The sequence below is a fragment of the Variovorax sp. Varisp53 genome, from assembly GCF_059491555.1.
Genome location: NZ_CP168512.1, coordinates 6,133,994 through 6,158,206 on the forward strand (window position 1 = coordinate 6,133,994; position 24,213 = coordinate 6,158,206).

Below are 24,213 nucleotides of genomic sequence, written 5' to 3' on the forward strand. Positions count from 1 at the left end.
GTCCTCAAGAAGGCTTCAACTTCCCGGAGTTGCTGTAAACGCACAACCCACCAAATAGCTTGCAGGTTGCGCTCTACTCCGCAGCGAACTGCGAGCACACGTCAACAGGTGACGAGTTTTTGCCGCAAAGTCTACCAAGGAAATTTTTTCTGACGGTGTCGAGCGATTCCACACCGATTTCAATCATGTAGCGATGAGCTTTAGCGTACTCAACTTGCCCCTCTGGCCAATTGCCAGCGCCGTAGGATGCGAGAGCCTTGTAAAACCAAGCCAATGAATATGCAGGGCCATAAAACGTCGCCAACTCTCCGTTGATCCGCGCCTTCTCGAAATCTTTTACCGCGACGTATGCTTCTGTGAGAGCGGTGTAATAAACGGATTTGAGTTGTGCAGGCAAAATTGCACCTACTCCTTCCTTAGCATTTGGATACTTACGCCGGTACTGACCTGCCAGCGTCTCCATTGCGTCCTCTAATACTTGAATAGCTTGAGGGTAGCGCTCATTTTTGCCAAGCACTCTTGCCTCCAGAATTGCCGCAGGCAGATCATTATCCATTCCTTTGCGGTCGACTTTTTTGGCATGCTCCAGTATTTGACCGGCAAGCTCGAATTGCTGATATCGCACCGCTGCACCCGCATAGCCAATATTGGCCACATAGAAATTGGGGTTTACCTCATAGGCCCACTTCCACAACGTCAGATCATTCCGCCAAAGCGGAGCAGTGAGACGTACATTCATCGCTGCGATAACAATCCACAGTGACGCCAAGACCAAAATTGATGGGAACGCCACCTTTTTCATATGCGCCGAAAGTTTCACCTTGCTCAACGAAACACTGACAGCGGCCATACAAAAAAAAGCCATCGGAAGAACTAAAAATCGCTCGTGCCCGATATTCCCACCAATGGTGAGCGGAATAATATTGGATACAGGAAGCAAGCAAATGACTCCAATCACGAGAAACAGTCCGAAAGAGCTTCTCTTAACGATTAAATAAATCGCTCCCGCGAAAACTAGTGCCACAACTAAAATGCCGGCGGCCACATCCAAGTTTGTTAAATCTTTAATGGAAAACGGATGATGTGGAGACAAGTCGGAAAATGGCCATAGAACCATTCTTGCGTAAAACAAAAGAGTATGGCCAACAAAAGCAGTGTGAGCCGCACCTCCTGCGCCTCCTGAACCAAAGCTACTTGCAACGTCAGAATCAACATGGGTAAGTTGCGCGAAGAAAAATGATTTCACACCGAGATAAAGCAACCCCACCAGTCCAAGGCACACAACTGATTCGAGCACTCTTGAATCCACCAAGTATTCTCTAGCCTTGCTAGAGCTTGTGAATTGAAGGCTTCTGAAGCCTTCTATGAAAAAAATGACTACGGGCAGCGTTACAGCCATCTCCTTACTGAAACACGCGCAAAAATAAAGCGGCATCATGAACAATATCCGCTTGACCCCATTGAATCTCAAATGCACCCAGAGGCATGACAAATAGAAAAATGTCACCATCAAATCAAAGCGCCCAGCAGCCCAAGCCACTGCTTCAACAAGAGTTGGGTGAACACCATACAGCGTCATCGCGATCAACGCTAGATAGGTTTTTTTTCTTTCATCGGAAAGTTGGCTCAAGCGCATAAAAATGAGGCCAACCAATGCGGTATTTGACAGATGAAATATTAAATTGATTGCATGTGAAACGATCGGGTTGACTCCTCCCGTATAAAATTCCAATGCGAATGTCGCCAAGGGCAAAGGGCGAAAATATGTAGTTCCCGGGATGATCGGTTTTACAAGCCCTTCAGCTATCAGCGTGGGATCCCTGAGGTAGGGGCTGTTAATAAAAAGCTCCCAGTCATCCCAAGCGTAGCTATTTCCGAGTACGGCCGGCATGTAAAGCGCACATATCACCGCCCCCAGCAGAAGCAGCAACAATCCAACATTTTTTTTTGACGCGGGCGACTGAGTCATTTTGAAACCAAACAGATAAAAAAAAGCCGCTTATTAGCGGCTCTTTGTTGAGTTAGCTCAACTTAGGAAGTCTTGCGGCACTCGGCAGGCACATATTTTGCCTCCAAAGTACCAGCAGTACCGGTGCCGAAGGTGGAACCGGCCGATTTGCAGTTCCAGGAGATCGAACCATTCGACGGGATGGTGGAAGCGCTCGAGGTACCGCTCAGCGCGGAAGCACTTGGGCCACCGTCGACGGGCGTCAGGATGAGAGTTTTTCCGCCACCGCTAATTGCCGAGGCGTACGTGATGGTAATTGCGCCGGTATCTGCCGCGATGGCCACAGAGTCAACGTTCTTGGTCGCCGCGGGAGCCGTCCAGCCCGACGAGAATGGTGCGCCGTTTGCGGCATTTTCCGCGATCGCCGTCTTAGCGCTAGCAGCAAGCGACAGACCTTCCGTGACCTTTGCGCGAACGGTGTAGTCCTGATACGCCGGCAAAGCCACAGCAGCCAAGATACCAATGATCGCCACAACGATCATCAATTCGATAAGGGTAAAGCCGGCCTGAGCGCGGCGAGCGAGAGTACGACGGTTCATTGAACTAACTCCAGGTTGGTTGGTTGTTACGCCCGGGAACCTGCCCGGAGCGAGGTACCTTCCGCAGCATCTATGCCACCCGCCTGCACAGGCTTCTACTGACCGAACCCGTCACTTTCGGGCACTTTGTCGTTACATGATGTGACACAACTTGCTTCGGGACGCCATCCATGATGACAATTTTGTCACCCCAGCGTGTCGCCCAAAATCAGAAAGTCAGCACCCCATCCGCCTTCAACCACCGTATATCCCGCTGCGCCAACCCCGCCACCTGCTCAACCGCCAGCGTCTCGATCTGGCTCATGATCTCGTCCGTCTCCGCCGGCTTGGTGTGCGTGATGTAGATCGGGTATTGCTTCCCCGGCCCGATGTGCATCAGCTCATCCGCCAGCACCGCAGGCGAAAGGTGCTGGCTGCGCTCCGCCAGCGCGTGCTCGCGGCTGCTGAAGGCCGTTTCGATCACCAGCATCGCCACGTCCAGCGCGTTCACACGCTCCCAAAACGGCGCGTTGCGCTCGGTGTCGCCGCTGAAGACCCAGTGGGCGCCGCATTCCGCCCGCCGCACGGCGAAGCCGCAGGCCGGCACCGTATGCACTGCAGGCAGCACCTCGACGAGCTTGGGCTCGCGGCTGCCCAGCTGCAGCATCTGCCCCACCACGATGTCGTGAAAGCTCACGAAGGGCGCATCGGCGCTGGGAATGCTCTCGAAATCCGGCCAGATGACGTTGTTGAACACGTGCGTGCGCAGTGCCTCGATGGTGGCGCGCAGCGCATGGACGCGCAGGGGCCGGGCGCGGCGGCTGCCGACGGCGTCGAGCATCAGTGGCAGGGCGGCGATGTGGTCGAGGTGGCTGTGCGTGAGCACGACGTCGTCGATGCGGGCCATCTCTTCGAGCGTGAGATCTCCGACGCCGGTGCCCGCATCGACGAGCAGGTCCGTGTCGACCAGGAACGAGGTGGTGCGGCAGTCTTTGGCGATGGCGCCCGAGCAACCCAGCACACGAACCTGCATTGTGAGAGACCCCTCGTATGTGTCTGCCGTCATTTGGTTTCGAACCGGGTTGCGCCGTCCCAATCCGGGTCTTGCGGGCGCAACGCCATTGAGGCTAAACGCTGGGCGTAGAGCTGGTAAAGGACTTTTTTCGCGTCCGCGGCGAGCAGGGGAGCCAGCAAGTTTCGGCCCACCGCCCAGTCCTGCCGGCGATAGGCCGCGAGCACTTCGCTCCAGCGGTCAAGCAACCGCTGCGTTTCTTTCGCCGCTTCGGGCGTGCGCTCGGCCAGGGGCGTAAAAACAGCAACGGCCTGTGCCTTGCCCTTGACGCGCACGCTGTCGAGCTCCTGCCAGATGTAGCCGGGCGCCAGTTCGCGGGTGGCGCCGCTGGCGACGATTTCCATTCCGTAGTGTCCGCTCAGGCCTTCGAGGCGCGATGCGAGATTGACCGCATCGCCGACCACGGTATAGCTGCGGCGCGCGGTGGAGCCCATGTCGCCCACGCTCATCACGCCGCTGTTGATGCCGATGCCCACGCTGATCTCGGGCCGGCCGCTGGCGCGGTGGATGCGGTTGATGTCGTGCACGGCATCCGCCATGTCGAGCGCGGCGCGCACGGCGAGCGTGGCATGGTCGGGCGTGTCGATGGGCGCACCCCAGAAGGCCATGACGCAGTCGCCCATGTACTTGTCGACGGTGCCGCGGTGCGCGCTGATGACGTTGGTGAGCCGGCTGAAAACGGTGTTGAGAAAGGCCTGCAGTTCGGCCGGCGCCATCTGCTCCGACAGGCGGGTGAAGTCGCGCATGTCGCAGAACATGACGGTCATGGGCTTGCTCTCGGCGCGCATGCTGTAGCGGTCGGGCTGGGCCATCATTTCGTTGACGAGCTGGGGCGGCACGTAGGTGCCGAAGAGCCGCATGAGGCCGCGCCGCGCGCGCGATTCGACGAAGTAGCCCCAGCTCATGTTGAAGGCGAAGGCAAGCGCCGTCATGGCCAGGGCCGACGCCAGCGGCAACACGAGGCCGTGGCTCGCGTACAGCCAGGTGTTGAGGCCGATCAGCACGGCGATCGCCCCCGCGGCCAGCAACACGGCACGCGGCGCCGACAGCAGCGACAGCCCGAAGGCCAGCACGAGCCCCGTCACGGCGACCAGCAGCGTCTCGTAGCCCGAGGCATAGTCGGGCACGCTGAGCAGCCGATGGTCGAGCAGGCCGGAGACGATGTTGGCATGCACTTCCACGCCCGGAAAGGCGGCTTCGACGGGGGTGGCGCGCAGGTCTTGCAGGCCCGGGGCGGTAGCGCCCACGAGCACGATCTTGCCCTTCAGTTCGCCCGGCCCGAGCCGGCCCTCGAGCACGTCGGCGGCGGGCACATAGCGGAACGATCCTCCGTCCGCACCGCCATGGCCGCGAAACGGCACCTGCATGCTGCCCGTTGTGTCGACCGGAATGCGCAGGGCGCCCACTCTCAACGATTCGAGCTGCGGCTTGGCGCCGCCGGGCGCGAAGGCGGGCTGCACGGGCGGCAATCCGTTCGCGAGGCGGTAGACCGCGAGCGCGAGCGATTCGTAGTAGCCCGGCTGCGCCTTGTCGCCCTCGTAGCGGGCGATGAGCGGCACGCTGCGAATGACGCCGTCGCCGGTGGCGCCAACCAGCGTATTCAGGAAACCCGCGATGGGCGCGGCCTGCGCCAACGCCGGCAGGCTGGCTCCGAAGCCATTCCAGTTCGTGGCGTAAACGCCGCCCGGGGGGAACGCTCCCTCCGGCAACGAGGGAGCAGGAGGCAGCTGCCCCTTGGCGCTCGGCGTTTCGGTCCGCGTGAAGTAGTAGCCCAGCGCCACGCGCTGGCCCTCGAGCGCCGCGGCGAGCGTGGCATCGTGATCGAGCGAGGGCGCAAGCCGCTCGACCTCGGCGGCCAAGCCCGGCGTGCTGCCCAGCGGCCCGCTGGCGATTTCTCGCAGCCTGTCGAGGCCGGAGCTGCGGTCCGGCTCGAGGAACATGACGTCGAAGCCGAGCACGGCCACCTGCTGACGGGCCATCAGTTCCGTGGTGAGGCGAGCGATCTTGTCGCGCGCCCAGGGCCATTGCCCCTGGCGCGCCAGGCTGGCGTCGTCGACGTCGACGATCACGACGCGCGCATCGAACGTGCCCGGCATGGTGGCGCGCAGGCGGATGTCGTAGATCAGTCGGTCAAGGCGTTCGAGTGCGCTCAGCGGCCACGCGCCGGTGGCATGCGCCAGCGCCAGCAGCACCGGCAGCAATGTGATGGCGATGCGCGGCCAGTGCCGCCGCAGCCCTCTCACGGCGCTGCACCCCTACGGGCTTTGCCGCAACAGGCCGGGAGAAAAAGCGGCTCAGATGCGCACGAACTGCATGCGTGTGGCACCGCCGAGCTCGAGCACGTCGTGCTCCTGCAGCGCGACCGCCTCGGCCCCCAGTTGCTGGCCGTTGAGCATGACGCGTCCTTCGACACCCGCGGCCACGTAGCCCATGCGCCGGCGCGTGACCACCGCCACCGCGACACCGGGCTTGCCGATGGTGGTGACGACCTTCTGCAGCGAAACATCCTGCCCCTCGTTGGCGCCGGAGAGCACGCGCAGCACCGGAACGCCGAGTTCGACCAGCGCCCCCGATTCCGTGGGTGCCGACGACAGGGGCATGTTCCCCGACGGGAACTCGGCCGATGCGGTGCGGACCGAGCTGGCGCTGACGGCCAGGTTGCTGCGCGCGCGGAAATGGATGCGGCAGCCGCCGACCTCGACGACATCGTTGTCCTTGAGCGCCTGCTTCTGGATGGCGAGCGCATTGACGTAGGTGCCGTTGGTGCTGTTGAGATCTTCAATTTCGACTTCGCCACCGCTCATGTGGAGCACGGCGTGTTCGCCGCTGACCGCCAGATTGTCGATCACGATGTCGTTGTAGGCACGGCGTCCCAGTGTCGTGCGCTCCTTGGCAAGCGCCACTTGCCCGATGACAACGCCATCGACCGAAATGATCATCCTCGGCATTGCCGACCCCCGGTATCCAAAGCTTGAAAGACGACAAGCGCATCGGCGTGATGCCGCCGGGGCCTGCTACCTGGCCGTGCGAGGCGCCTATGCAACGCTCGCGCTGGCCAGGACAACAGAGATGTTGTCCCGTCCGCCATTCTCGTTGGCAATTGCAACCAAAAGTGATACTTTTTTCTGAAGCCCGACATCGTGTCCTAGAAGCGTGAAAAGCTGCTCGTCCGAAACCATCTCACTGAGCCCGTCGGAGCAGAGCATATAGAGATCGCCCGGTCTTGCGCTGTGTTCGTGCATTTCCAGCAAGACCTGGGCCTCCACACCCATGGCGCGGGTCACCAGGTTGCGCGTGGGCGAATTCAGGGCTTCCTCGGCGGTGATGGCGCCGGCGTCGAGCTGCTGCTGACGCAGCGAGTGATCACGCGTGAGCAGTTCCAGCTTGTTGTTGCGCACGCGGTAGCACCGCGAGTCGCCGATGTGGCCGACCACCACGCGCTGCGGCCGAAACGCCGCCAGCACCAGGGTCGTTCCCATGCCCTGCAGTTCGGGGTTGGTCGTGCCGGCATGCAGGATCGAGCCGTTGGCCTCGTCCGTGGCCGCCTGCAGCGCCCGCCGGACCACGCGGGCAGGCGCCTGCATCCCGGCCTGGGCGAACCAGCGGCCGAAGCTGGCGTGCATCAGGGAGACGGCCATGGCGCTAGCCACCTCGCCGCCCTTGTAGCCGCCCATGCCGTCGGCCAGCAGGGCCAGCCCGAGGACGGGGTCCACGTGCACGGCGTCCTCGTTATGGGCGCGCGTTCGGCCGACGTCGGTCAGGGAGGCGAATTCCCAGGTCAGCGCAGGGCGAGTGGAGAACAGGGAAACGCCGACACTCGCCATGGTTTGTCAGTGCTGACTTATTTAAAACTCAGTGAGCAGCGGCACGTGCGCGCCGTTGCAGCAAGCGGCCACCAGCCACGACGAACACTGCGCCGGCGGCAGCCGCCGCGTAGTGCAGCCAAGGGTTGGCCGCCAGCGTGTCGCGCAGGATCGCGTCCTGCACGATGGTTTCGCCGCCGACCCAGCCGATCAGCGCAGCACCCAGCATGACGATGATCGGGAAGCGTTCCATGAGCTTGATCATGAGCGTGCTGCCGAAAATCACCAAGGGAATGCTGATCGCCAGGCCGAGGACCAGCAGGACCATGCTGCCCTGCGCGGCGGCCGCGACGGCAATCACGTTGTCCAGGCTCATCACCAGGTCTGCCAGCAGGATGGTGCGCACCGCGGCCATCATGCTGCCGTATTCCTTGGACTCGCCCTCGCCCTCGTCTTCCTCGCTCAGCAGCTGCAGGCCGATCCACAGCAGCAGCAGGCCGCCGATGATCTGCAGGTAAGGCAGGGCGAGCAGCTTGGCTGCCACCACCGTGAGCACGATACGCAGCACCACGGCCGCGCCCGAGCCGAAGAGCACGGCCTTTTTCTGCTGTGCGGGCGGCAACGACCGCGCCGCCATGGCGATCACCACCGCGTTGTCCCCCGACAGGATGATGTTGATCCAGACGATCTTGAGCAGACCCAGCCAGAAATCGGTGCTTTGAAGAATTTCCATGTCTCTGATCCCACTGTGTTTTATTGAAAAAAGCGCCCGCAATCGAGTGCGGGCGCTTTTCTGTTTCTGCGTGGTCCTCTCATGACCCGGCTCTGCGGCCGGTATCGCGGGGCCGTCTCTTAGAGCTGCGCCTTGAGCAGCTTGGCCAGTTCCGAGAAGTTGCGCGTCACGGTGAAGCCGCATTCTTCCATGATGGCCAGCTTGGCATCGGCCGTGTCGGCACCGCCAGAGATCAGCGCGCCGGCGTGGCCCATGCGCTTGCCGGGAGGGGCGGTGACACCGGCGATGAAGCCGACGACCGGCTTCTTCATGTGTTCCTTGCACCAGCGAGCCGCATCGGCTTCGTCGGGGCCGCCGATTTCGCCGATCATGATGACGGCGTCGGTGTCCGGATCGTCGTTGAAGGCCTTCATCACGTCGATGTGCTTCAGACCGTTGATCGGGTCGCCGCCGATGCCGACTGCCGACGATTGGCCCAGGCCGATTTCCGTCAGTTGAGCCACGGCTTCGTACGTCAGCGTGCCCGAGCGCGAGACCACGCCGATGCGGCCCTTGCGGTGGATGTGGCCGGGCATGATGCCGATCTTGATTTCGTCGGGCGTGATGAGGCCGGGGCAGTTCGGGCCCAGCAGCAGCGTCTTCTTGCCGCCAGCCGCTTCCTTGGCCTTCATCTTGTTGCGCACTTCGAGCATGTCACGGACGGGGATGCCTTCGGTGATGCAGATCGCCAGGTCCAGGTCGGCTTCGACAGCTTCCCAGATGGCGGCCGCTGCGCCTGCCGGCGGCACGTAGATCACCGACACGGTGGCGCCGGTCTGCGAAGCGGCTTCCTTCACCGAACCGAAGATCGGGATGTTGAAGATCGACTCGCCGGCCTTCTTCGGGTTCACGCCCGCCACGAAGGCGTTCTTGCCGTTCGCGTATTCCTGGCACTTCTCGGTGTGGAACTGGCCGGTCTTGCCGGTGATGCCTTGCGTGATGACTTTGGTGTCTTTGTTGATGTAGATCGACATGACTTGTTCCTTAGGCCTTCTTGACTGCTGCCACGACCTTCTGGGCCGCTTCCGCCATGGTGTCGGCGCTGATGATCGGCAGGCCCGAATCGGCCAGCAGCTTCTTGCCTTCGACTTCGTTGGTGCCCTTCATGCGAACGACCAGCGGCACTTGCAGGTTCACGGCCTTGCAGGCTGCGATCACGCCGGTGGCGATGGTGTCGCACTTCATGATGCCGCCGAAGATGTTCACGAGGATGGCTTCCACGTTCTTGTTCTTCAGCATGATCTTGAAGGCTTCGGTGACCTTCTCGGGGGTGGCGCCGCCGCCCACGTCCAGGAAGTTGGCCGGCTCGCCGCCGAACAGCTTGATGGTGTCCATGGTGGCCATGGCCAGGCCGGCACCGTTCACCAGGCAGCCGATGTTGCCGTCGAGGCTGATGTAGGCGAGGTCGAACTTGGAGGCTTCGACTTCGGCCGCGTCTTCTTCGTCGAGGTCGCGCAGGGCCACGATTTCAGGGTGGCGGAACAGCGCGTTGCTGTCGAAGTTGAACTTGGCGTCCAGCGCCATGACCTTGCCCTTGCTGTCACGGTTGAGCGGGTTGATCTCGACCAGCGAGGCGTCCGTCTCCATGTAGCAGGTGTAGAGCTTCTTGAGGATGTCGACCGTTTGCGCGGTCGAATCGGCCGGCATGCCGATGCCGTCGGCGATCTGCTTGGCCTGTTCGTCGGTCAGGCCCTTTTCGGGGTCTGCGAACACGGTGATGATCTTCTCGGGCGAGGAGTGGGCCACTTCCTCGATGTCCATGCCGCCTTCGCTCGAAGCGATGAACGCAACCTTCTGGGTGGCGCGGTCGGTCACGGCCGAGACGTAGTATTCCTTGTTGATGTCGGCGCCGTCTTCGATGTACAGGCGGCGGACCTTCTGGCCTTCGGGGCCGGTCTGGTGCGTCTTGAGCTGCATGCCGAGGATTTCGCCGGCGAGCTTCTTGACGTCTTCGATGGACTTGGCGACCTTGACGCCGCCGCCCTTGCCGCGGCCGCCCGCGTGGATCTGGGCCTTGACGACCCAGACCGGGCCTCCAAGTTTCTGGGCGGCTTCCACCGCCTCCTGGACCGTGTAGGCCGGGATGCCGCGCGGCACCGGCACGCCGAACTTGGCAAGGATTTCCTTGCCTTGGTACTCGTGAATCTTCATGAGGGATGTCTCTCGGAAGGAGGAGGTTGAGAACAGGAGATCTGGGGTCTGAGGCTTCGTTGGCTCTGTTGCTCGCGGGCGACGGCAGCCTGACGGCTGGGGGCGGCGAACAACCGCGGACTGTATCATGGTGCGCCGCACCAATACCGTACGCGGGTTTGCGGTCAATACGTACTTTCTTCTAGCCACCCGAGCACACTCCATCATGGCCAAGGTTTTCATCGACGGCGAAGCCGGTACCACCGGCCTGCAGATTCGCGAACGGCTCCAGGCGATGCCGCAGATCGAACTCGTGAGCATCGCACCCGAGCTGCGAAAAGACGCCAACGCCAAGCGCGACCTGATGGCCGGCGTCGATCTGGTGGTGCTGTGCCTGCACGACGACGCGGCGCGCGAGTCGGTCGCGCTGATCGACCAGCTGCCCGGCAGGAAGCCCAAGATCATCGACGCCTCCACGGCGCACCGCATCGCCCCGGGCTGGGTGTTCGGCTTTCCCGAACTGGTGGAAGGCCACTGGCAGGCAGTGGCCAAGGCCGAGCGCGTCGGCAACCCCGGCTGCTACGCCACCGGCGCCATCGCCATGGTGCGTCCGCTGGTCGACGCAGGCCTGCTGCCCGCCGATTTCCCGATCTCGCTGCCCTCGGTGAGCGGCTACTCGGGCGGCGGCCGGACCATGATCGAGGCCTACGAAAAGGGCGAAGCCCCGCTGTTCGAGACCTACGCGCTGGGCCTGAAGCACAAGCACATCCCCGAAATCATGACCTACACCGGCCTCACCCGCCGGCCGGTCTTCATCCCGTCGGTGGGCAACTTCAAACAGGGCATGCTGGTGCAACTGCCGCTGCACCTCGACCTGCTCCCGGGCAAGCCGAAGGCCGGCGACCTGCAGGACGCGCTGGCCGCGCACTACGCGCGCAGCAACACGCCCGAAAAATTCGTGAAGGTACTGCCGCCCACCGAGGACGGCAAGCTCGAGGCGTTGGCGCTCAATGACACCAACGAGCTCGAGATCCGCGTGTTCCCGAACGAAGACCACCGCCATGCCGTGGTGATCGCCCGCCTCGACAACCTCGGCAAGGGCGCCAGCGGCGCCGCGGTGCAGAACCTGAAGCTGATGCTGATGCTGGCGCTCTGAGCGCCGCGCCTCCTCGTCAGTTCACCAGCCAGAGCCCGACGCCCAGCAGCGCCGCGTGCGCGCCCAGCGCGATGTACAGCGGCTTGCGCGAGGGCGTCGCCATGTCCTGCAGCGTCTCGTGGATGCGGCGCGTGAGCAAGGCACGCAGGGCCGGGTCCTGCTCAGCGCCCTCGCCCACCGGCGGCTCGCCATGCTCGGCGCGGCTTTGCTGCCACTCGGCGAGCATCTCGCTCAGCGGCAGCCGGTCGAGCACGAAGCTCACCACCGAACGCACCGCCCTGCCCTCACCCAGCACCGGCGCGAGCTGCTTGCTCAAGGCATCGACCGACAGCCATTCGGCTGCGCGCTGCAGGGTGCCGTGGGCACGCGGCATCGCCTCGATGCGCCCGGCAATCGCGCCACCGAGCCGCTGCGACACCGCCTCGCCACGCGCCGCGACCAGATGCTGCATCGCTCGTGCGCGGCCCTGCTGCACGCCGAGCATCGCGTAAACGGCCACGAACAGCAGCAGCAAAACGGCCACCAGCAGCGGCGGCGAGGTGACGAGCGCGAGGATGGCGCCAGCCCCACCGGCACGCGCCGCCGTGTTGCCCGGCCCGTGCAGTTGGCCCAGGTAGAAGAAGAAAACGCCGCCGCCCAGGACCAGGCCGAGGAGACTGCCCTTGATCACGGAGCCGGCGAAGGAAAGGCCGGCCTTGGCGCCGGTGCGAACGAGAGACGGCTGGCCGATGGGCTCAGGTGACATGGAAAAGCTCCTCCGAAAGTTGACGGCCGGTCCTTCTTGTGGGTTGCAGTGCGAGCTGCCGGCGCGCGGCGGATCATGCCATTGGCGCTCCACACCATAATCGCGCACCCATCTACACGAGGAGGATTCCATGGCCGTCAAATTCCAGAAGCCGACCGCGGCATTCGTTGCCGCTTCCTGGGCCGCACTGCTCATCGGCGCCATCGTCTACCTGATCGGGCTGTGGAACGCCTCCATGCAGCTCAACGAGAAGGGCTACTACTTCACCATCCTGATGTACGGCCTGTTCTCCGCCGTGTCGCTGCAGAAGACCGTGCGCGACCGCCTCGAAGGCACGACCGTGACCGGCATCTACTACGGCCTGTGCTGGATCTCGCTGCTGCTGTCGGTCGCCCTGCTCGCCGTCGGCCTGTTCAATGCCACGCTGGCTGCCAGCGAGAAAGGCTTCTATGCCATGGCATTCCTGCTGAGCCTGTTCGGTGCGGTCGCGGTGCAGAAGAATGTGCGTGACATCGCCGCGCACAAGAGCGAGACGCCCTCGCTCGACGAAGTGCCCGAAGCGAACTGATTCAGCCTGCCTCGGGAAGGTTGCGCAGCGTCATTCGCCGGTTTCATCGAAATCGCTCCTGAGCACCTTCGACACGACGGCACCTGAAAAGCCCCGCGCCATCAGGAACCGCATCTGCTTTGCCCGCTCCTTCGCATCGGCGGGCGGGGCGTCGAAGCGGCGGCGCCACAGGGCGGTGGCGCGCTCGACCTCCGTGTCTTGCAACCCGGCCACCGCTTCGGCAATGGCCTCGGGCGCGATGCCCTTGGCCTGCAGTTCCTGCTTGACCCGCAGCGCACCCGAGCGGGCGGCGCGCTGGTTCAGCACCGAGGCCACCACGCGCGGCTCGCTGATGAAGTCCTTAGCGGCCAGTTCGTCGAGCGCCTTCGCCAGCGTGCCGGGCTCTTCTTCGTGCCTGGCCAGCTTGCGCTCCAGTTCCGCGCGCGAATGTTCGCGCTGGCTCAGCAGGCGCAGTGCGCGGCCTTTGAGGGACGGGGCGTTGAATGCCATGCGGGGGTCGCTCGCGCGGCCCCCCGGGGAGCCGCGCCTGTACTTACTCGCCCTTGTCGGCCTTGTCCGCCTTCGCGGCCTTCTGCGGCTTCTCGGGCGTGGCGCCGGCATCGGCGGCCAGCAGCGGGATGCCCAGCGATTCGCGCACCTTGTTCTCGATCTCGCGCGACAGCTCGGGGTTCTCGCGCAGGAACTCGCGGGCATTGTCTCGGCCCTGGCCGATCTTCTCGCCGTTGTAGGCGTACCAGGCGCCCGACTTGTCGACGATCTTGGCCGTGACGCCCATGTCGATGATCTCGCCCTCGCGGCTGATGCCCTCGCCGAACAGGATGTCGAACTCGGCCGTCTTGAACGGCGGCGACACCTTGTTCTTCACCACCTTCACCTTGGTTTCGTTGCCAATGGCCTCGTCGCCCTTCTTGATGGTGCCGATGCGACGGATGTCCAGGCGCACCGAGGCGTAGAACTTCAGCGCATTGCCGCCGGTGGTGGTTTCGGGCGAGCCGAACATCACGCCGATCTTCATGCGGATCTGGTTGATGAAGATGACCATGCAGTTGGTCTTCTTGATGGTGGCGGTGAGCTTGCGCAGCGCCTGGCTCATCAGGCGGGCCTGCAGGCCGGGCAGCGAGTCGCCCATTTCGCCTTCGATTTCGGCCTTGGGCGTGAGCGCGGCGACGGAGTCGACCACGATCAGGTCCACCGCGCCCGAGCGCACCAGGGAGTCGACGATTTCGAGCGCCTGTTCGCCGGTGTCGGGTTGGCTGATCAGCAGGTCGGACAGGTTCACGCCGAGCTTCTGGGCGTATTGCACATCGAGTGCGTGCTCGGCGTCGACGAAGGCGCAGGTGCCGGCCTGCTTCTGCATGGCGGCGATGACCTGCAGCGTGAGGGTGGTCTTGCCCGACGATTCAGGGCCGTAGATCTCGATGACGCGGCCGCGCGGCAGGCCGCCGACGCCCAGGGCGATGTCCAGGCCCAGCGAGCCGGTGGAGACCACCTGGATGTCTTCGAGCGCCTCGCCTTCGCCGAGCCGCATGATCGTGCCCTTGCCGAACTGCTTTTCGATCTGGGCCAGTGCGGCCTGGAGGGCCTTGGCCTTTTCACTGTTGGCGACCGAGATGCTTGCGCCCTTGACGACTGCGTCCATGTGGAAACTCCTTGAATATCAACGGTTTGTGTTGGGTTCAATCCATCTGCTTTTAATTACAGGCTGGATGCTTGAACAGTAGTGTAGGGGCTCATGGATTCGAGTAAACCCATTTTTTGGTCAGTTTGCTTTACCATTTGGCGCCATGTCCGAAGCCGCGTTCCCGACCGATCCCGACGCCTGGCGCCAGACCCACCTGGGCCGCCTGCTGGGCCACGCGATGCGCCGCTTCGACGAGCGCGTGCTGGAGCTGATGGCGCATGACGTCGGCGTGCCGCTGGCCCTGTCGAACCTCGCGGCGCGCGCGCAGGTGAGCGCGGCGCACATCCACATCACGCGCCACCTGGCACGCGAAGGCTCGCGCCTGACCGAACTGGCAGAGCGCGCCGGCATGACCAAGCAGGCCATGGGCGCGCTGGTCGACCAGTGCGAAGCCTGGGGGCTGGTGACGCGCGGTCCCGACCCGCTCGACGCGCGGGCGCGGCGCGTGCTGTTCACGGCCGACGGCCTGGCCTGGCTCGACGCCTTCCGCAGTGCGGTGACGCAGGCCGAAGGCGAGTTCCGCGGCAGCGTGGGAAACGACATTGCCACCGTGGTAACCATCGGACTCGAAGCCTATACGGCGGGCTAGACTCCAAGGCGGAGACCAACGCGCGCCCAGGGGCGCCGATACAGCCGGAGGTGGCGCATATGCGGATTCTGATTGCCGAAGACGACCAGGTGCTGGCCGATGCCCTGCTGCGCAGCCTGCGCACCTCGGGCGCGGCGGTCGACCACGTGGCGAACGGCTCGCAGGCCGACACCGCCCTCATGACGCACGACGAATTCGACCTGTTGATCCTCGATCTCGGGCTGCCCAACCTGCACGGCATCGAGATCCTCAAGCGCCTGCGCGCGCGCGGCTCGCAGCTGCCGGTGCTGGTGCTCACGGCGGCCGACAGCGTGGAGGAACGCGTCAAAGGCCTGGACCACGGCGCCGACGACTACATGGCCAAGCCCTTCAGCCTGCAGGAGCTCGAGGCGCGCGTACGCGCGCTCACCCGGCGCGGCATGGGCACCACCAGCAACACGATCCGCCACGGCCCGCTGGTCTACGACCAGGCCGGCCGCGTGGCGACCATCGACGGCAAGATGATCGAACTGTCGGCGCGCGAACTCGGCCTGCTCGAAGTGCTGCTGCAGCGCGCCGGCCGGCTGGTGAGCAAGGACCAGCTGGTCGACCGCCTGTGCGAATGGGGCGAGGAGGTGAGCCTCAACGCCATCGAGGTCTACATCCACCGCCTGCGCAAGAAGATCGAGAAGGGTCCGGTGCGCATTGCGACGGTACGCGGGCTGGGCTACTGCCTCGAGAAGATCCAGCCCTGATGCCCCTTGCCAAGCGCGAAGCCTCGGGGCGAGCCCAGTGAAGCTTTTCCAGCGCGCGCAGCGCTCCCTGTTCGGCGAGATCCTCGACTGGATGCTCACGCCGCTGCTGCTGCTGGTGCCCGTGAGCATCGGCGTCACGTGGCTGGTGGCGCAGGGCATTGCCAACGCACCCTTCGACCGCGCGCTCGAACACAACGTGAAGGCCCTGGCCGAGCTGGTGACGGTGAAGGACGGGCACACGCAGTTCGTGCTGTCGCAGTCGGCGCGCGAGATCCTGCGGGCCGACGACACCGGCCACGTGTACTACCAGCTGTTCGACGGGCACGACACGCTGCTGAGCGGCGAGCGCGACATTCCGCTGCCCGGGCTCGACGAGCCGCTGCCGCCCGGCCAGGTGTTCCTGCACAACAGCGACGTGCACGGCAAGCCGGTGCGCGTGGCCTCCCTGTGGATCGCCAGCGGCGCCGAGGACGTGCCGCCCTCGCTGCTGCAGCTGGCCGAGACGCGCGAGAAGCAGTCGGTGCTCGCGGCCGAGATCATCAAGGGCGTGCTGCTGCCGCAGTTCGCGATCCTGCCGCTGGCGGTGCTGCTGATCTGGCTGGCGCTGGTGCGCGGCATCAAGCCGCTGTCGGTGGTGGAGGCGCGCATCCGCGAGCGGCGCCCGGGCGACCTGAGCCCGCTCGACGAATCGTCGGTGCCGCAGGAAGTGGTGCCGCTGGTGTCCTCGGTCAACGAGCTGCTGGACAAGCTCAACGATTCGATCGGCACGCAGAAGCGATTCCTGGCCGACGCGGCGCATCAGTTGAAAACGCCGCTGGCGGGCCTGCGCATGCAGGCCGACCTGGCGCAGCGCGAAGGCGCCAATGCCGACGAGCTGAAGCAGTCGCTCAAGCAGATCGGCCGTGCGAGCAAGCGCGCCACGCACACCGTGAACCAGCTGCTGTCGCTGGCCCGCGCCGAGGGCAACAGCGCCAACGCGCACCGCCAGCCCTGCGACCTGGCGCGGCTCACCATCGAGGTGGTGCGCGAGGCCGTGCCGCGCGCGATCGAGAAGCGCATCGACCTGGGCTACGACGGCGCCGAGGCCGGGGCGCCGGGCGTGGTGTTCGACGGCAATGCGACGCTGCTGAAGGAGCTGGTGCGCAACCTCGTCGACAACGCGATCAACTACACGCCCTCGACGCCCGAGCGCCCGGGCCTGATCACCGTGCGCGTGCTGGCCGACCCCTTCGGCCACGTGCTGCTGCTGCAGGTGGAAGACAACGGCCCCGGCATCGCCGAGAGCGACCGCGAGCTGGTGTTCGAGCCCTTCTACCGCGTGCTCGGCAACGAGGCCGATGGTTCGGGGCTGGGGCTGCCGATCGTGCTGGAGATCGCGAACCAGCACCGCGCGCAGGTGAAGCTGGAGGATGCGCATCCCGGCAAGCAGCCGCCGGGCGCGCTGTTCACGGTGCGCTTCGAGAGCGAGACGCCCTCCTGACCCGCTGGATCAGGGCGTCGGCGCGCCGGTTCTCGCTTCCTTGCGGATCTGCAGCCATTCGGGGTGGATCTGCCGCGCCACGCGCTGCGGCTCGCGCTCGCTGAGCGCGGCGGGCGCCAGGCCGAAGCCGGCGAGATCGCCGCGCGCCCAAAGGAAATAGCCGGCGTTGGCAATCAGCAGAACGACGAGCAACAGGCGCAGCTTCATGCGGATCAGAACCCCATGCCGCGAGGGCGCACGCTGACTTCGTCGCTGGAGACCAGCTGCAGGCCGGCGTCGGTGCGCACCTGCAGCTCGCCGCCCCAGGCCACGCCTTCGCACAGCCCGGCGGTGCCGTCGCTGAGCGCCACTTCGCGCCCGCGCAGCACGTCGCGTGCGGCAAAGCGCTCGGCGAACGGCGCGAAGCCGCGGGCTTCGAAGTCGAGCACGCTGCGCACCAGCGGCTCGGCCAGTTCGTGCAGCACCTCGGGCGCGGTGGCCTCGGGGCGCCACTGGCGCAGCCAGGCCGGCGGCGTGCGCATGCCCTCGGCTTCGCGCGCACCGATGTTGATGCCGATGCCGATCACGAGGTAGCGCGACGCATCCGGCCGGCCGGTGGACGGCAGCGCGGTCTCGATGAGGATGCCGGCCAGCTTGCAGTCGCCGACCCACACGTCGTTGGGCCACTTGAGGCCGATCTTGTGCGCGCCCGAAGGGTCGAGGCTTTCGGCCACGGCAACGCCGACGGCCAGCGACAGGCCCGACCAGTCGGCCGGCGCGAGCGGCAGGCCGAGAGAGAAGGTCAGCGACGCGGGCTCTTCGTTCTGCTGCGCGCTCTGCCAGGGCCGCCCGAGGCGGCCGCGCCCCGCAGTCTGGCGCTCGGCCACGAGCAGCACGGGCTCGACGCGGCCGGCGCGCGCGCGGCGCATCAGCTCGGTGTTGGTGGAATCGATTTCGGCCACGGCCTCGACGGCGAAGCCGGGCAGCAGCGGTGCAACCGCCGCGGCGATCCGGTCTTCGAACCAGTCGGCCGTTGTGCTGCTGCTCATGGTCAGTCCTTGTCGGACTTGTCTTTCTTCGCGGACTTCTTTTCCGATTTCTTGTCGGCTTTTTTCTCGGCCTTCTTTTCAGCCTTCTTCGCTTCTTTTTTCTCGGCCTTTTTCTTTTCGGCCTTCTTGGCTTTCTTCTTCTTTTTCTTCTCGTCGTCCTTGGGCGTCAGCAGCGTGCCGCGGCACTCCTCCGAGCCGCACCAGCAGGGAAATTCGGACAGGAGTTTCGGCGTGTACGGCTCGTCGATGATCAGGCCGTAGTCGTAATTGAGTTCTTCGCCTGCAGAGATGTTTCGCAGCGCCTTGATATAAACGCGCCCATCGACTTCGTCCGCTTCGCAATTCGGTTCGCACGAGTGATTGATCCAGCGCGCATCGTTGCCCTTGACGTTGCCGTCGATCACACGCCCGTCGTCGATGTGGAAGTAGAAGGTGTGGTTCGGCTGGGCAGGGTCGTGCGGATGGCGGCGCAGCGCCTCTTTCCAGCTGATGACCTCGCCCTTGTATTCGATCAGCGTCTCGCCTTCGGCCAGATCCTGCACGGCGAAGACGCCGTTGCCGTGGACATCCGAGCGCCGCATCTGGATGCGGCGGCCGGCGGAATGTGGGGATTTGGAAGGCATCGCCGAAGTCTGTTAGTTTGAATATGCACACATGCGCGTGTGCGCGTGTGCACACGCGGGAAGCCGCAGAGTATAGAGAGCCCTTAGATGACAAAGACTTTGGTAATCGCAGAAAAACCGTCGGTGGCACAGGACATCGTCCGCGCCCTCACGCCGGTGGCAGGGAAATTCGACAAGCACGACGAGCATTTCGAGAACGAAAGCTACGTCGTGACCAGCGCCGTGGGCCACCTGGTCGAGATCCAGGCGCCCGAGGAGTTCGACGTCAAGCGGGGCAAGTGGAGCTTTGCCAACCTCCCCGTGATCCCGCCGCACTTCGACCTGAAGCCGGTCGACAAGACCAAGACGCGCCTGAACGCCGTGGTCAAGCAGGCCAAGCGCAAGGACGTGACGCAGCTCATCAACGCCTGCGACGCGGGCCGCGAGGGCGAGCTGATCTTCCGGCTGATCGAGCAGTACGCCGGCGGCAAGTCGGGCCTGCACAAGCCGGTGAAGCGGCTGTGGCTGCAGTCGATGACGCCGCAGGCGATTCGCGACGGCTTCGACGCGCTGCGCACCGAGAAGCAGATGCAGGGCCTGGCCGATGCCGCGCGCTCGCGCTCCGAGGCCGACTGGCTCGTGGGCATCAACGGCACGCGCGCCATGACGGCGTTCAATTCGCGCGACGGCGGCTTCTTCCTCACGACCGTGGGCCGCGTGCAAACGCCGACGCTCTCCGTCGTGGTGGAGCGCGAGGAGCAGATCCGCAAGTTCGTCTCGCGCGAGTACTGGGAAATCCACGGCAGCTTCGCGGCCGAGGCCGGCGACTACCCGGGCAAGTGGTTCAACCCCGACTGGAAGAAGGCCAACGCGCCGCTGCTGGCCAACGGCGAACCCGATCCCGAGCAGCGCGCCGACCGCGTGTGGAACGAGCAGGAAGCCCGCGCCATCGCCGACGCCTCGCGCGGCAAGCCCGCCACGGTGACGGAAGAGAGCAAGCCCACCACGCAAGCCTCGCCGATGCTGTTCGACCTGACCTCGCTGCAGCGCGAGGCCAACGGCCGCTTCGGCTTCAGCGCCAAGACCACGCTGGCGCTGGCGCAGAGCCTGTACGAACGCCACAAGGCGCTGACCTACCCGCGTACCGATTCGCGCGCGCTGCCGGAAGACTATCTGCCCGTCGTCAAGCAGACCATGGGCATGCTCGCCAACAGCGGCATGAAGCACCTGGCGCCGTTCGCCCAGCAGGCGGTCGACGGCAACTACGTGAAGCCGAACAAGCGCATCTTCGACAACGCCAAGGTGTCGGATCACTTCGCGATCATCCCGACCCTGCAGGCGCCCAGCGGCCTGAGCGATGCCGAGCAGAAGCTCTACGACTTCGTCGTGCGCCGCTTCATGTCGGTGTTCTTCCCGAGCGCCGAGTACCAGGTGACCACACGCATCAGCACGGTGGAGCAGGGCGGCAGGAAGTATCCGTTCCGCACCGACGGCAAGGTGCTGGTGAAGCCGGGCTGGCTCGCCATCTACGGCAAGGAAGCGCAGGACGACGAGAAGGAAGACGACAAGGACGGCAAGCGCCTCGTGCCGGTGAAGCCGGGCGAGATCGTGAAGGCCGAGTCGGTCGACACCAAGGGCCTGAAGACGCGCCCGCCGGCGCGCTACTCCGAAGCCACGCTGCTCGGCGCGATGGAAGGCGCGGGCAAGACCATCGACGACGACGAACTTCGCGAGGCCATGCAGGAAAAGGGCCTGGGCACGCCAGCCACGCGCGCGGCCACCATCGAAGGGCTGATCACCGAGAAGTACATGCTGCGCGAAGGCCGCGAGCTGATCCCCACGGCCAAGGCCTTCCAGCTCATGACGCTGCTGCGCGGCCTGGGTGTGGAAGAACTCTCCAAGGCCGAGCTGACCGGCGAGTGGGAATACAAGCTCGCGCAGATGGAAAAGGGCGCGCTGAGCCGCGATGCCTTCATGCGCGAGATCGCCGAGATGACGGAGCACATCGTCAAGAAGGCGAAGGAATACGACCGCGACACCGTGCCGGGCGACTACGCGACCCTGCAGACGCCGTGCCCCAACTGCGGCGGCGTGGTGAAGGAAAACTATCGCCGCTACGGCTGCGTCGGCAAGAGCGGCACGGGCGAGGACGCCTGCGGCTTCTCGTTCGGCAAGTCGCCGGCCGGGCGCACCTTCGAGGTGGCCGAGGCCGAGGCGCTGCTGCACGACAAGCACATCGGTCCGCTGGAAGGCTTCCGCTCCAAGGCCGGCTGGCCCTTCACCTCCGAGATCGTTCTCAAGTTCGACGAGGAGGCGAAGAACTGGAAGCTGGAATTCGACTTCGGCGACGACAAGAACGGCGACACCGGCGAGATCGTCGACTTCAGCGAGCAGGACACCGTGGGCCCGTGCCCGGTGTGCGGCGCGCCGGTGTTCGAGCACGGCAGCAACTACGTCTGCGAGAAGTCGGTGCCGACGAATGCGCAGCCGACGCCCAGCTGCACCTTCAAGACCGGCAAGATCATCCTGCAGCAGCCGGTGGAGCGCGCGCAGATGGAAAAGCTGCTCGCCACCGGCAAGACCGACCTGCTCGACAAGTTCGTGAGCATGCGCACGCGCCGCGCCTTCAAGGCCTTCCTGACCTGGAATGCCGAAGAGGGCAAGGTGACCTTCGAGTTCGCGCCGCGCGAGGGCGGCAGCAAGTTCCCGCCGCGCAAGACCTTCGGCAAGGCCGCGCCCGCGGCCAAGAAGGTGGCGGCGAAGAAGACGCCCGCCGCGAAGAAGGCCCCGGCAGCGAAGAAGGCGGCCGCGCCGCGCAAGCCCGGCGCGGGCTTGAAGCCCAGCGACTCACTGGCCGCGGTGATCGGCGCCGAACCAGTGGCGCGCACCGAGGTCATCAAGAAGCTGTGGGACTACATCAAGGCCAACGGCCTGCAGGACGCGGCCAACAAGCGCGCGATCAATGCCGACGCCAAGCTCAAGCCGGTGTTCGGCAAGGACCAGGTGACGATGTTCGAGCTCGCGGGCATCGTCGGCAAGCACCTTTCGGCGCCCTGAGCCATGCGGCGCCGACATTTGGCCGCCGGCCTGGCTGCAGCGATGCTGCTGGGCACAGCCTGCCTCGCACAAGCCGCGGCCTGGCCTGACAAGCCCGTCAAGCTGGTCGTGCCCTTCCCGCCGGGACAGGCCACCGACATCTTCGCCCGCGCGCTCGCCGAACAGCTCGGCAAGCGGCTGGGCCAGCCGGTGGTCGTCGACAACAAGGCCGGTGCCGGCAGCAACATCGGCACCGAGTTCGTGGTGCGCTCGCAGCCCGACGGCTACACGCTTGTGGTGGCCGGCAGCGCGATGGCGGTGAACCAGACGCTCTATGCCAAACCGGGCTTCGACCCGCGCAAGGACCTGGTCGGCATCTCGTTGATCGCCAAGGTGCCGCTGGTGTTCCTGGCCACGCCCGAGAGCGGCATTCGCACGCTGGCCGACCTCACCGCGCGCGCCAAGGCCGAGCCGGGGCGGCTGAGCTACGCGAGCGCCGGCATCGGCGGCACGCAGCACCTTTCGGGCGAGATGTACAAGTCGGCGGCGCACGTGTTCATCACGCACATTCCGTACCGCGGCAGCGGACCCGCGCAGTCGGACTTCCTGGGCAACCAGATTCCGCTGATGGTCGACTCGGTGACGGCCGCGCTGCCGCACATCAAGTCGGGCAGGGCAGTGGCGCTGGCCGTGACCTCGGCCACGCGCTCCTCGCAATTGCCCGACGTGCCCACCGTGCGCGAAAGCGGCGTGGCGGGCACGAAGAACTTCGAGGCCGTGGGCTGGCTCGGCCTGATGGCGCCGCGCGGCACGCCACCCGACGTCGTCGAGCGGCTCAACCGCGAAGTCACGGACATCCTGAAGAGCGAGCAGATGGCGCGCTTCATCCGCGAGCGCGGTTCCGAGCCCGCGCCCACGACGCCGGCCGAGTTCGACCGCTTCGTGGCGAGCGAGATCGGCGTCTGGGGTGCGGCGGTGAAGGCTTCGGGCGCCAAGCCGGAGTAGCAACGGAGCAAGGGCCGGGGCTGTTACAAGGCCGGCCAGGGCTGCGGCCTATAGTGGTCTGCAGTCCCACCCTTTCCTGGAGTTTTCCGTGAAGTCATTCATTGCAGCTGTGTTCGCCCTTGCGATGGGGGCCGTCCTGGCGGGCTGCGCCGGAACGGGCTCGGCCGGATCGTCGGGCTCCGCCGGTGCGTCGCCGGGCAGCGGTGTCACGGTGTTCGGCACCATCGATGCCGGCGTCAGCGGCAGCACGAACCGCTCCGACCGGCGCTAGGCTCGGCCGGCGGCCATTCTCCCGATCGCGTCAGCGCCGCAGCAGCGCCTGTCGCAGCACTCGCGCCGCGCGGTCGCGGATCTTGGCGGGGCCGGACCCCGGCGACGTCTTGGGCGCGACCCATGCGGTCGCGCAGGCCCACAAAAAGTCATGCAGGATCGGCGTGTCGTCGACCGTCTCGGTGCTGCCGTACTTGTGGAACTCGGGATGCCACTGGGTCGCGGCGATGTAGCTGCGACCCTTGTCAGACCGGCGGCGGATGGCTTCGGGCACGCGGTCGGGCAGGCTCCAGGCCTCGATCTCGAAGCCCGGTGCGAGCCCCTTGATGCCCTGGTGGTGGATGCTGTTGACGCGCGCCTTCTGCACCTGCGGAAAGAGCTTGGAAAGCCGCGTGCCCTGCACCAGTTCGATCTCGTGGAAGTTCTGGTCGTAGGTGACCGGGTCGCGGTGGCGCAGGCCGCCCGCGTGCTGGGCCTCGATGTCCTGGTAGAGCGTGCCGCCGAAGGCCACGTTGATGAGCTGCAGCCCGCGGCACACGCCGAAGATCGGTTTGCCCGCCTGCTCGAAGGCCTCGACCAGCGCGAGGTCGTAGAGGTCGCGGATCTGGTCGCCGATCCACGCGTCCTTGAGCGGCACTTCGCCGTAGCTGCCGGGCCAGACGTCGGCACCGCCGTGCATCACGACACCGTCGAGCCACTCTGCGTAGTGTGAAAGCTTGGTGTCGCCGCGCGCGGTTTCGCCGGTGGGGCAGGGCACCATCACCACCATCGCGCCGGCGGACATGAGCCAGTGCGCGATCGATTGCTCGACGTACTGCAACGTCTTGTTGGTGAAGAGCGAGCGGGCCGGGTCGGCATGCGAAAAGCAGGCGGACAGGCCGATCTTGAGTCGAGCGGAAACAGGTTGTGTCATCGCGGGACTGTCGTCAGTGGGAACCGGACGATGGATGCGAAAAGGAAAGTCCATTTTGGCTCGTTGGCCTCTCGCACGGGGTCGGACGACACGCCAAGTATGC

At 65.0% G+C, this 24,213-nt stretch carries 24 protein-coding genes; 8 read left to right on the forward strand and 16 right to left on the reverse strand.

Features of this window, described 5'->3' with window-relative positions:
- Positions 1 to 73: 73 nt before the first annotated feature.
- From ACEOAB_RS28870 to sucC, 9 genes are all read right to left on the reverse strand, one after another.
- Positions 74 to 1,969, reverse strand: coding sequence for a tetratricopeptide repeat protein (locus ACEOAB_RS28870; protein ID WP_413748207.1), 1,896 nt, complete (start codon positions 1,967 to 1,969; stop codon positions 74 to 76).
- A 62-nt stretch (positions 1,970 to 2,031) separates the two neighbouring features.
- Positions 2,032 to 2,547: a pilin gene (locus ACEOAB_RS28875; protein WP_413748206.1), complete on the reverse strand. Its 516-nt coding sequence runs from the start codon at positions 2,545 to 2,547 to the stop codon at positions 2,032 to 2,034.
- Positions 2,548 to 2,755: 208 nt separating this feature from the next.
- Complete coding sequence (locus ACEOAB_RS28880; protein ID WP_413748221.1) at positions 2,756 to 3,559, reverse strand: 3',5'-cyclic-nucleotide phosphodiesterase; 804 nt, start codon at positions 3,557 to 3,559, stop codon at positions 2,756 to 2,758.
- A 29-nt stretch (positions 3,560 to 3,588) separates the two neighbouring features.
- Positions 3,589 to 5,841: a CHASE2 domain-containing protein gene (locus ACEOAB_RS28885; protein ID WP_413748205.1), complete on the reverse strand. Its 2,253-nt coding sequence runs from the start codon at positions 5,839 to 5,841 to the stop codon at positions 3,589 to 3,591.
- A 51-nt stretch (positions 5,842 to 5,892) separates the two neighbouring features.
- Positions 5,893 to 6,546: an FHA domain-containing protein gene (locus ACEOAB_RS28890; RefSeq protein WP_056593188.1), complete on the reverse strand. Its 654-nt coding sequence runs from the start codon at positions 6,544 to 6,546 to the stop codon at positions 5,893 to 5,895.
- A gap of 87 nt (positions 6,547 to 6,633) precedes the next feature.
- Positions 6,634 to 7,422 (reverse strand): Stp1/IreP family PP2C-type Ser/Thr phosphatase, encoded by a 789-nt coding sequence (locus ACEOAB_RS28895; protein WP_056593191.1) that lies wholly within the window; start codon positions 7,420 to 7,422, stop codon positions 6,634 to 6,636.
- A gap of 28 nt (positions 7,423 to 7,450) precedes the next feature.
- Positions 7,451 to 8,134, reverse strand: a complete 684-nt coding sequence (locus tag ACEOAB_RS28900) for a TerC family protein (RefSeq protein ID WP_007828712.1) — start codon at positions 8,132 to 8,134, stop codon at positions 7,451 to 7,453.
- 119 nt (positions 8,135 to 8,253) lie between these two features.
- Positions 8,254 to 9,147, reverse strand: coding sequence for a succinate--CoA ligase subunit alpha (sucD, locus tag ACEOAB_RS28905; protein WP_007828710.1), 894 nt, complete (start codon positions 9,145 to 9,147; stop codon positions 8,254 to 8,256).
- Positions 9,148 to 9,157: 10 nt separating this feature from the next.
- Positions 9,158 to 10,324 carry an ADP-forming succinate--CoA ligase subunit beta gene (gene sucC, locus ACEOAB_RS28910; RefSeq protein WP_007828709.1) on the reverse strand — a complete coding sequence of 389 codons (1,167 nt, stop codon included), beginning with the start codon at positions 10,322 to 10,324 and terminating at the stop codon, positions 9,158 to 9,160.
- A 205-nt stretch (positions 10,325 to 10,529) separates the two neighbouring features.
- Between sucC and argC the strand changes: the two genes are divergently transcribed.
- On the forward strand, positions 10,530 to 11,459 hold the full coding sequence (gene argC, locus ACEOAB_RS28915) for an N-acetyl-gamma-glutamyl-phosphate reductase (RefSeq protein WP_413748204.1): 930 nt from the start codon (positions 10,530 to 10,532) through the stop codon (positions 11,457 to 11,459).
- 16 nt (positions 11,460 to 11,475) lie between these two features.
- Here the strand turns inward: argC and ACEOAB_RS28920 are convergent, their stop codons facing one another.
- Positions 11,476 to 12,204: a hypothetical protein gene (locus ACEOAB_RS28920; protein WP_056593196.1), complete on the reverse strand. Its 729-nt coding sequence runs from the start codon at positions 12,202 to 12,204 to the stop codon at positions 11,476 to 11,478.
- A 130-nt stretch (positions 12,205 to 12,334) separates the two neighbouring features.
- Here ACEOAB_RS28920 and yiaA point away from each other — a divergent pair, with 130 nt between their 5' ends.
- Positions 12,335 to 12,772: an inner membrane protein YiaA gene (gene yiaA / locus ACEOAB_RS28925; protein WP_056593199.1), complete on the forward strand. Its 438-nt coding sequence runs from the start codon at positions 12,335 to 12,337 to the stop codon at positions 12,770 to 12,772.
- 30 nt (positions 12,773 to 12,802) lie between these two features.
- On the opposite strand, the gene recX is transcribed toward yiaA, so the two are convergent.
- Together recX and recA are read right to left on the reverse strand one after the other, a co-directional pair.
- Positions 12,803 to 13,261 carry a recombination regulator RecX gene (recX, locus tag ACEOAB_RS28930; protein WP_056593201.1) on the reverse strand — a complete coding sequence of 153 codons (459 nt, stop codon included), beginning with the start codon at positions 13,259 to 13,261 and terminating at the stop codon, positions 12,803 to 12,805.
- Positions 13,262 to 13,304: 43 nt separating this feature from the next.
- Positions 13,305 to 14,411 carry a recombinase RecA gene (gene recA, locus ACEOAB_RS28935; protein ID WP_007828702.1) on the reverse strand — a complete coding sequence of 369 codons (1,107 nt, stop codon included), beginning with the start codon at positions 14,409 to 14,411 and terminating at the stop codon, positions 13,305 to 13,307.
- 145 nt (positions 14,412 to 14,556) lie between these two features.
- On the opposite strand from recA, the gene ACEOAB_RS28940 reads away from it, so the two are divergent.
- Genes ACEOAB_RS28940 through ACEOAB_RS28950 form a run of 3 tightly spaced genes read left to right on the forward strand, consistent with a single transcriptional unit; the run spans position 14,557 to position 17,256 of the window.
- Positions 14,557 to 15,042 carry a MarR family winged helix-turn-helix transcriptional regulator gene (locus ACEOAB_RS28940; RefSeq protein ID WP_007828700.1) on the forward strand — a complete coding sequence of 162 codons (486 nt, stop codon included), beginning with the start codon at positions 14,557 to 14,559 and terminating at the stop codon, positions 15,040 to 15,042.
- Between the two features lie 59 nt (positions 15,043 to 15,101).
- Positions 15,102 to 15,776, forward strand: a complete 675-nt coding sequence (locus ACEOAB_RS28945) for a response regulator transcription factor (RefSeq protein WP_007828698.1) — start codon at positions 15,102 to 15,104, stop codon at positions 15,774 to 15,776.
- A 37-nt stretch (positions 15,777 to 15,813) separates the two neighbouring features.
- Positions 15,814 to 17,256, forward strand: coding sequence for a sensor histidine kinase (locus ACEOAB_RS28950; protein ID WP_413748203.1), 1,443 nt, complete (start codon positions 15,814 to 15,816; stop codon positions 17,254 to 17,256).
- 9 nt (positions 17,257 to 17,265) lie between these two features.
- Here the strand turns inward: ACEOAB_RS28950 and ACEOAB_RS28955 are convergent, their stop codons facing one another.
- Genes ACEOAB_RS28955 through ACEOAB_RS28965 form a run of 3 tightly spaced genes read right to left on the reverse strand, consistent with a single transcriptional unit; the run spans position 17,266 to position 18,907 of the window.
- Entirely contained in the window at positions 17,266 to 17,463 is a 198-nt protein-coding gene (locus tag ACEOAB_RS28955) for a hypothetical protein (protein ID WP_007828694.1), read from the reverse strand.
- 5 nt (positions 17,464 to 17,468) lie between these two features.
- Complete coding sequence (locus ACEOAB_RS28960) at positions 17,469 to 18,284, reverse strand: biotin--[acetyl-CoA-carboxylase] ligase (RefSeq protein WP_056593209.1); 816 nt, start codon at positions 18,282 to 18,284, stop codon at positions 17,469 to 17,471.
- Between the two features lie 2 nt (positions 18,285 to 18,286).
- Positions 18,287 to 18,907 carry an SET domain-containing protein gene (locus ACEOAB_RS28965; RefSeq protein ID WP_056593212.1) on the reverse strand — a complete coding sequence of 207 codons (621 nt, stop codon included), beginning with the start codon at positions 18,905 to 18,907 and terminating at the stop codon, positions 18,287 to 18,289.
- Positions 18,908 to 18,994: 87 nt separating this feature from the next.
- Here ACEOAB_RS28965 and ACEOAB_RS28970 point away from each other — a divergent pair, with 87 nt between their 5' ends.
- From ACEOAB_RS28970 to ACEOAB_RS28980, 3 genes are all read left to right on the forward strand, one after another.
- The gene (locus tag ACEOAB_RS28970; RefSeq protein WP_413750501.1) at positions 18,995 to 21,943 is read left to right on the forward strand and encodes a DNA topoisomerase III; all 2,949 of its coding nucleotides are present in this window, start codon (positions 18,995 to 18,997) and stop codon (positions 21,941 to 21,943) included.
- Between the two features lie 3 nt (positions 21,944 to 21,946).
- Positions 21,947 to 22,927, forward strand: a complete 981-nt coding sequence (locus ACEOAB_RS28975) for a tripartite tricarboxylate transporter substrate binding protein (RefSeq protein WP_413750502.1) — start codon at positions 21,947 to 21,949, stop codon at positions 22,925 to 22,927.
- 88 nt (positions 22,928 to 23,015) lie between these two features.
- The gene (locus ACEOAB_RS28980) at positions 23,016 to 23,198 is read left to right on the forward strand and encodes a hypothetical protein (protein WP_007828680.1); all 183 of its coding nucleotides are present in this window, start codon (positions 23,016 to 23,018) and stop codon (positions 23,196 to 23,198) included.
- Positions 23,199 to 23,228: 30 nt separating this feature from the next.
- Here ACEOAB_RS28980 and ACEOAB_RS28985 read toward each other — a convergent pair whose 3' ends face one another.
- The gene (locus ACEOAB_RS28985; protein ID WP_495653290.1) at positions 23,229 to 24,110 is read right to left on the reverse strand and encodes a gamma-glutamyl-gamma-aminobutyrate hydrolase family protein; all 882 of its coding nucleotides are present in this window, start codon (positions 24,108 to 24,110) and stop codon (positions 23,229 to 23,231) included.
- Positions 24,111 to 24,213: the final 103 nt, after the last annotated feature.

Bases quoted from the DNA above. Each gene is read 5' to 3' on its own strand.
- ACEOAB_RS28870 (WP_413748207.1), bottom strand. From the start codon at position 1,969: ATGACTCAGTCGCCCGCGTCAAAAAAAAATGTTGGATTGTTGCTGCTT.
- ACEOAB_RS28875 (WP_413748206.1), bottom strand. From the start codon at position 2,547: ATGAACCGTCGTACTCTCGCTCGCCGCGCTCAGGCCGGCTTTACCCTT.
- ACEOAB_RS28880 (WP_413748221.1), bottom strand. From the start codon at position 3,559: ATGCAGGTTCGTGTGCTGGGTTGCTCGGGCGCCATCGCCAAAGACTGC.
- ACEOAB_RS28890 (WP_056593188.1), bottom strand. From the start codon at position 6,546: ATGCCGAGGATGATCATTTCGGTCGATGGCGTTGTCATCGGGCAAGTG.
- ACEOAB_RS28895 (WP_056593191.1), bottom strand. From the start codon at position 7,422: ATGGCGAGTGTCGGCGTTTCCCTGTTCTCCACTCGCCCTGCGCTGACC.
- ACEOAB_RS28900 (WP_007828712.1), bottom strand. From the start codon at position 8,134: ATGGAAATTCTTCAAAGCACCGATTTCTGGCTGGGTCTGCTCAAGATC.
- sucD (WP_007828710.1), bottom strand. From the start codon at position 9,147: ATGTCGATCTACATCAACAAAGACACCAAAGTCATCACGCAAGGCATC.
- sucC (WP_007828709.1), bottom strand. From the start codon at position 10,324: ATGAAGATTCACGAGTACCAAGGCAAGGAAATCCTTGCCAAGTTCGGC.
- argC (WP_413748204.1), top strand. From the start codon at position 10,530: ATGGCCAAGGTTTTCATCGACGGCGAAGCCGGTACCACCGGCCTGCAG.
- ACEOAB_RS28920 (WP_056593196.1), bottom strand. From the start codon at position 12,204: ATGTCACCTGAGCCCATCGGCCAGCCGTCTCTCGTTCGCACCGGCGCC.
- yiaA (WP_056593199.1), top strand. From the start codon at position 12,335: ATGGCCGTCAAATTCCAGAAGCCGACCGCGGCATTCGTTGCCGCTTCC.
- recX (WP_056593201.1), bottom strand. From the start codon at position 13,261: ATGGCATTCAACGCCCCGTCCCTCAAAGGCCGCGCACTGCGCCTGCTG.
- recA (WP_007828702.1), bottom strand. From the start codon at position 14,411: ATGGACGCAGTCGTCAAGGGCGCAAGCATCTCGGTCGCCAACAGTGAA.
- ACEOAB_RS28940 (WP_007828700.1), top strand. From the start codon at position 14,557: ATGTCCGAAGCCGCGTTCCCGACCGATCCCGACGCCTGGCGCCAGACC.
- ACEOAB_RS28945 (WP_007828698.1), top strand. From the start codon at position 15,102: ATGCGGATTCTGATTGCCGAAGACGACCAGGTGCTGGCCGATGCCCTG.
- ACEOAB_RS28955 (WP_007828694.1), bottom strand. From the start codon at position 17,463: ATGAAGCTGCGCCTGTTGCTCGTCGTTCTGCTGATTGCCAACGCCGGC.
- ACEOAB_RS28960 (WP_056593209.1), bottom strand. From the start codon at position 18,284: ATGAGCAGCAGCACAACGGCCGACTGGTTCGAAGACCGGATCGCCGCG.
- ACEOAB_RS28965 (WP_056593212.1), bottom strand. From the start codon at position 18,907: ATGCCTTCCAAATCCCCACATTCCGCCGGCCGCCGCATCCAGATGCGG.
- ACEOAB_RS28970 (WP_413750501.1), top strand. From the start codon at position 18,995: ATGACAAAGACTTTGGTAATCGCAGAAAAACCGTCGGTGGCACAGGAC.
- ACEOAB_RS28975 (WP_413750502.1), top strand. From the start codon at position 21,947: ATGCGGCGCCGACATTTGGCCGCCGGCCTGGCTGCAGCGATGCTGCTG.
- ACEOAB_RS28985 (WP_495653290.1), bottom strand. From the start codon at position 24,110: ATGACACAACCTGTTTCCGCTCGACTCAAGATCGGCCTGTCCGCCTGC.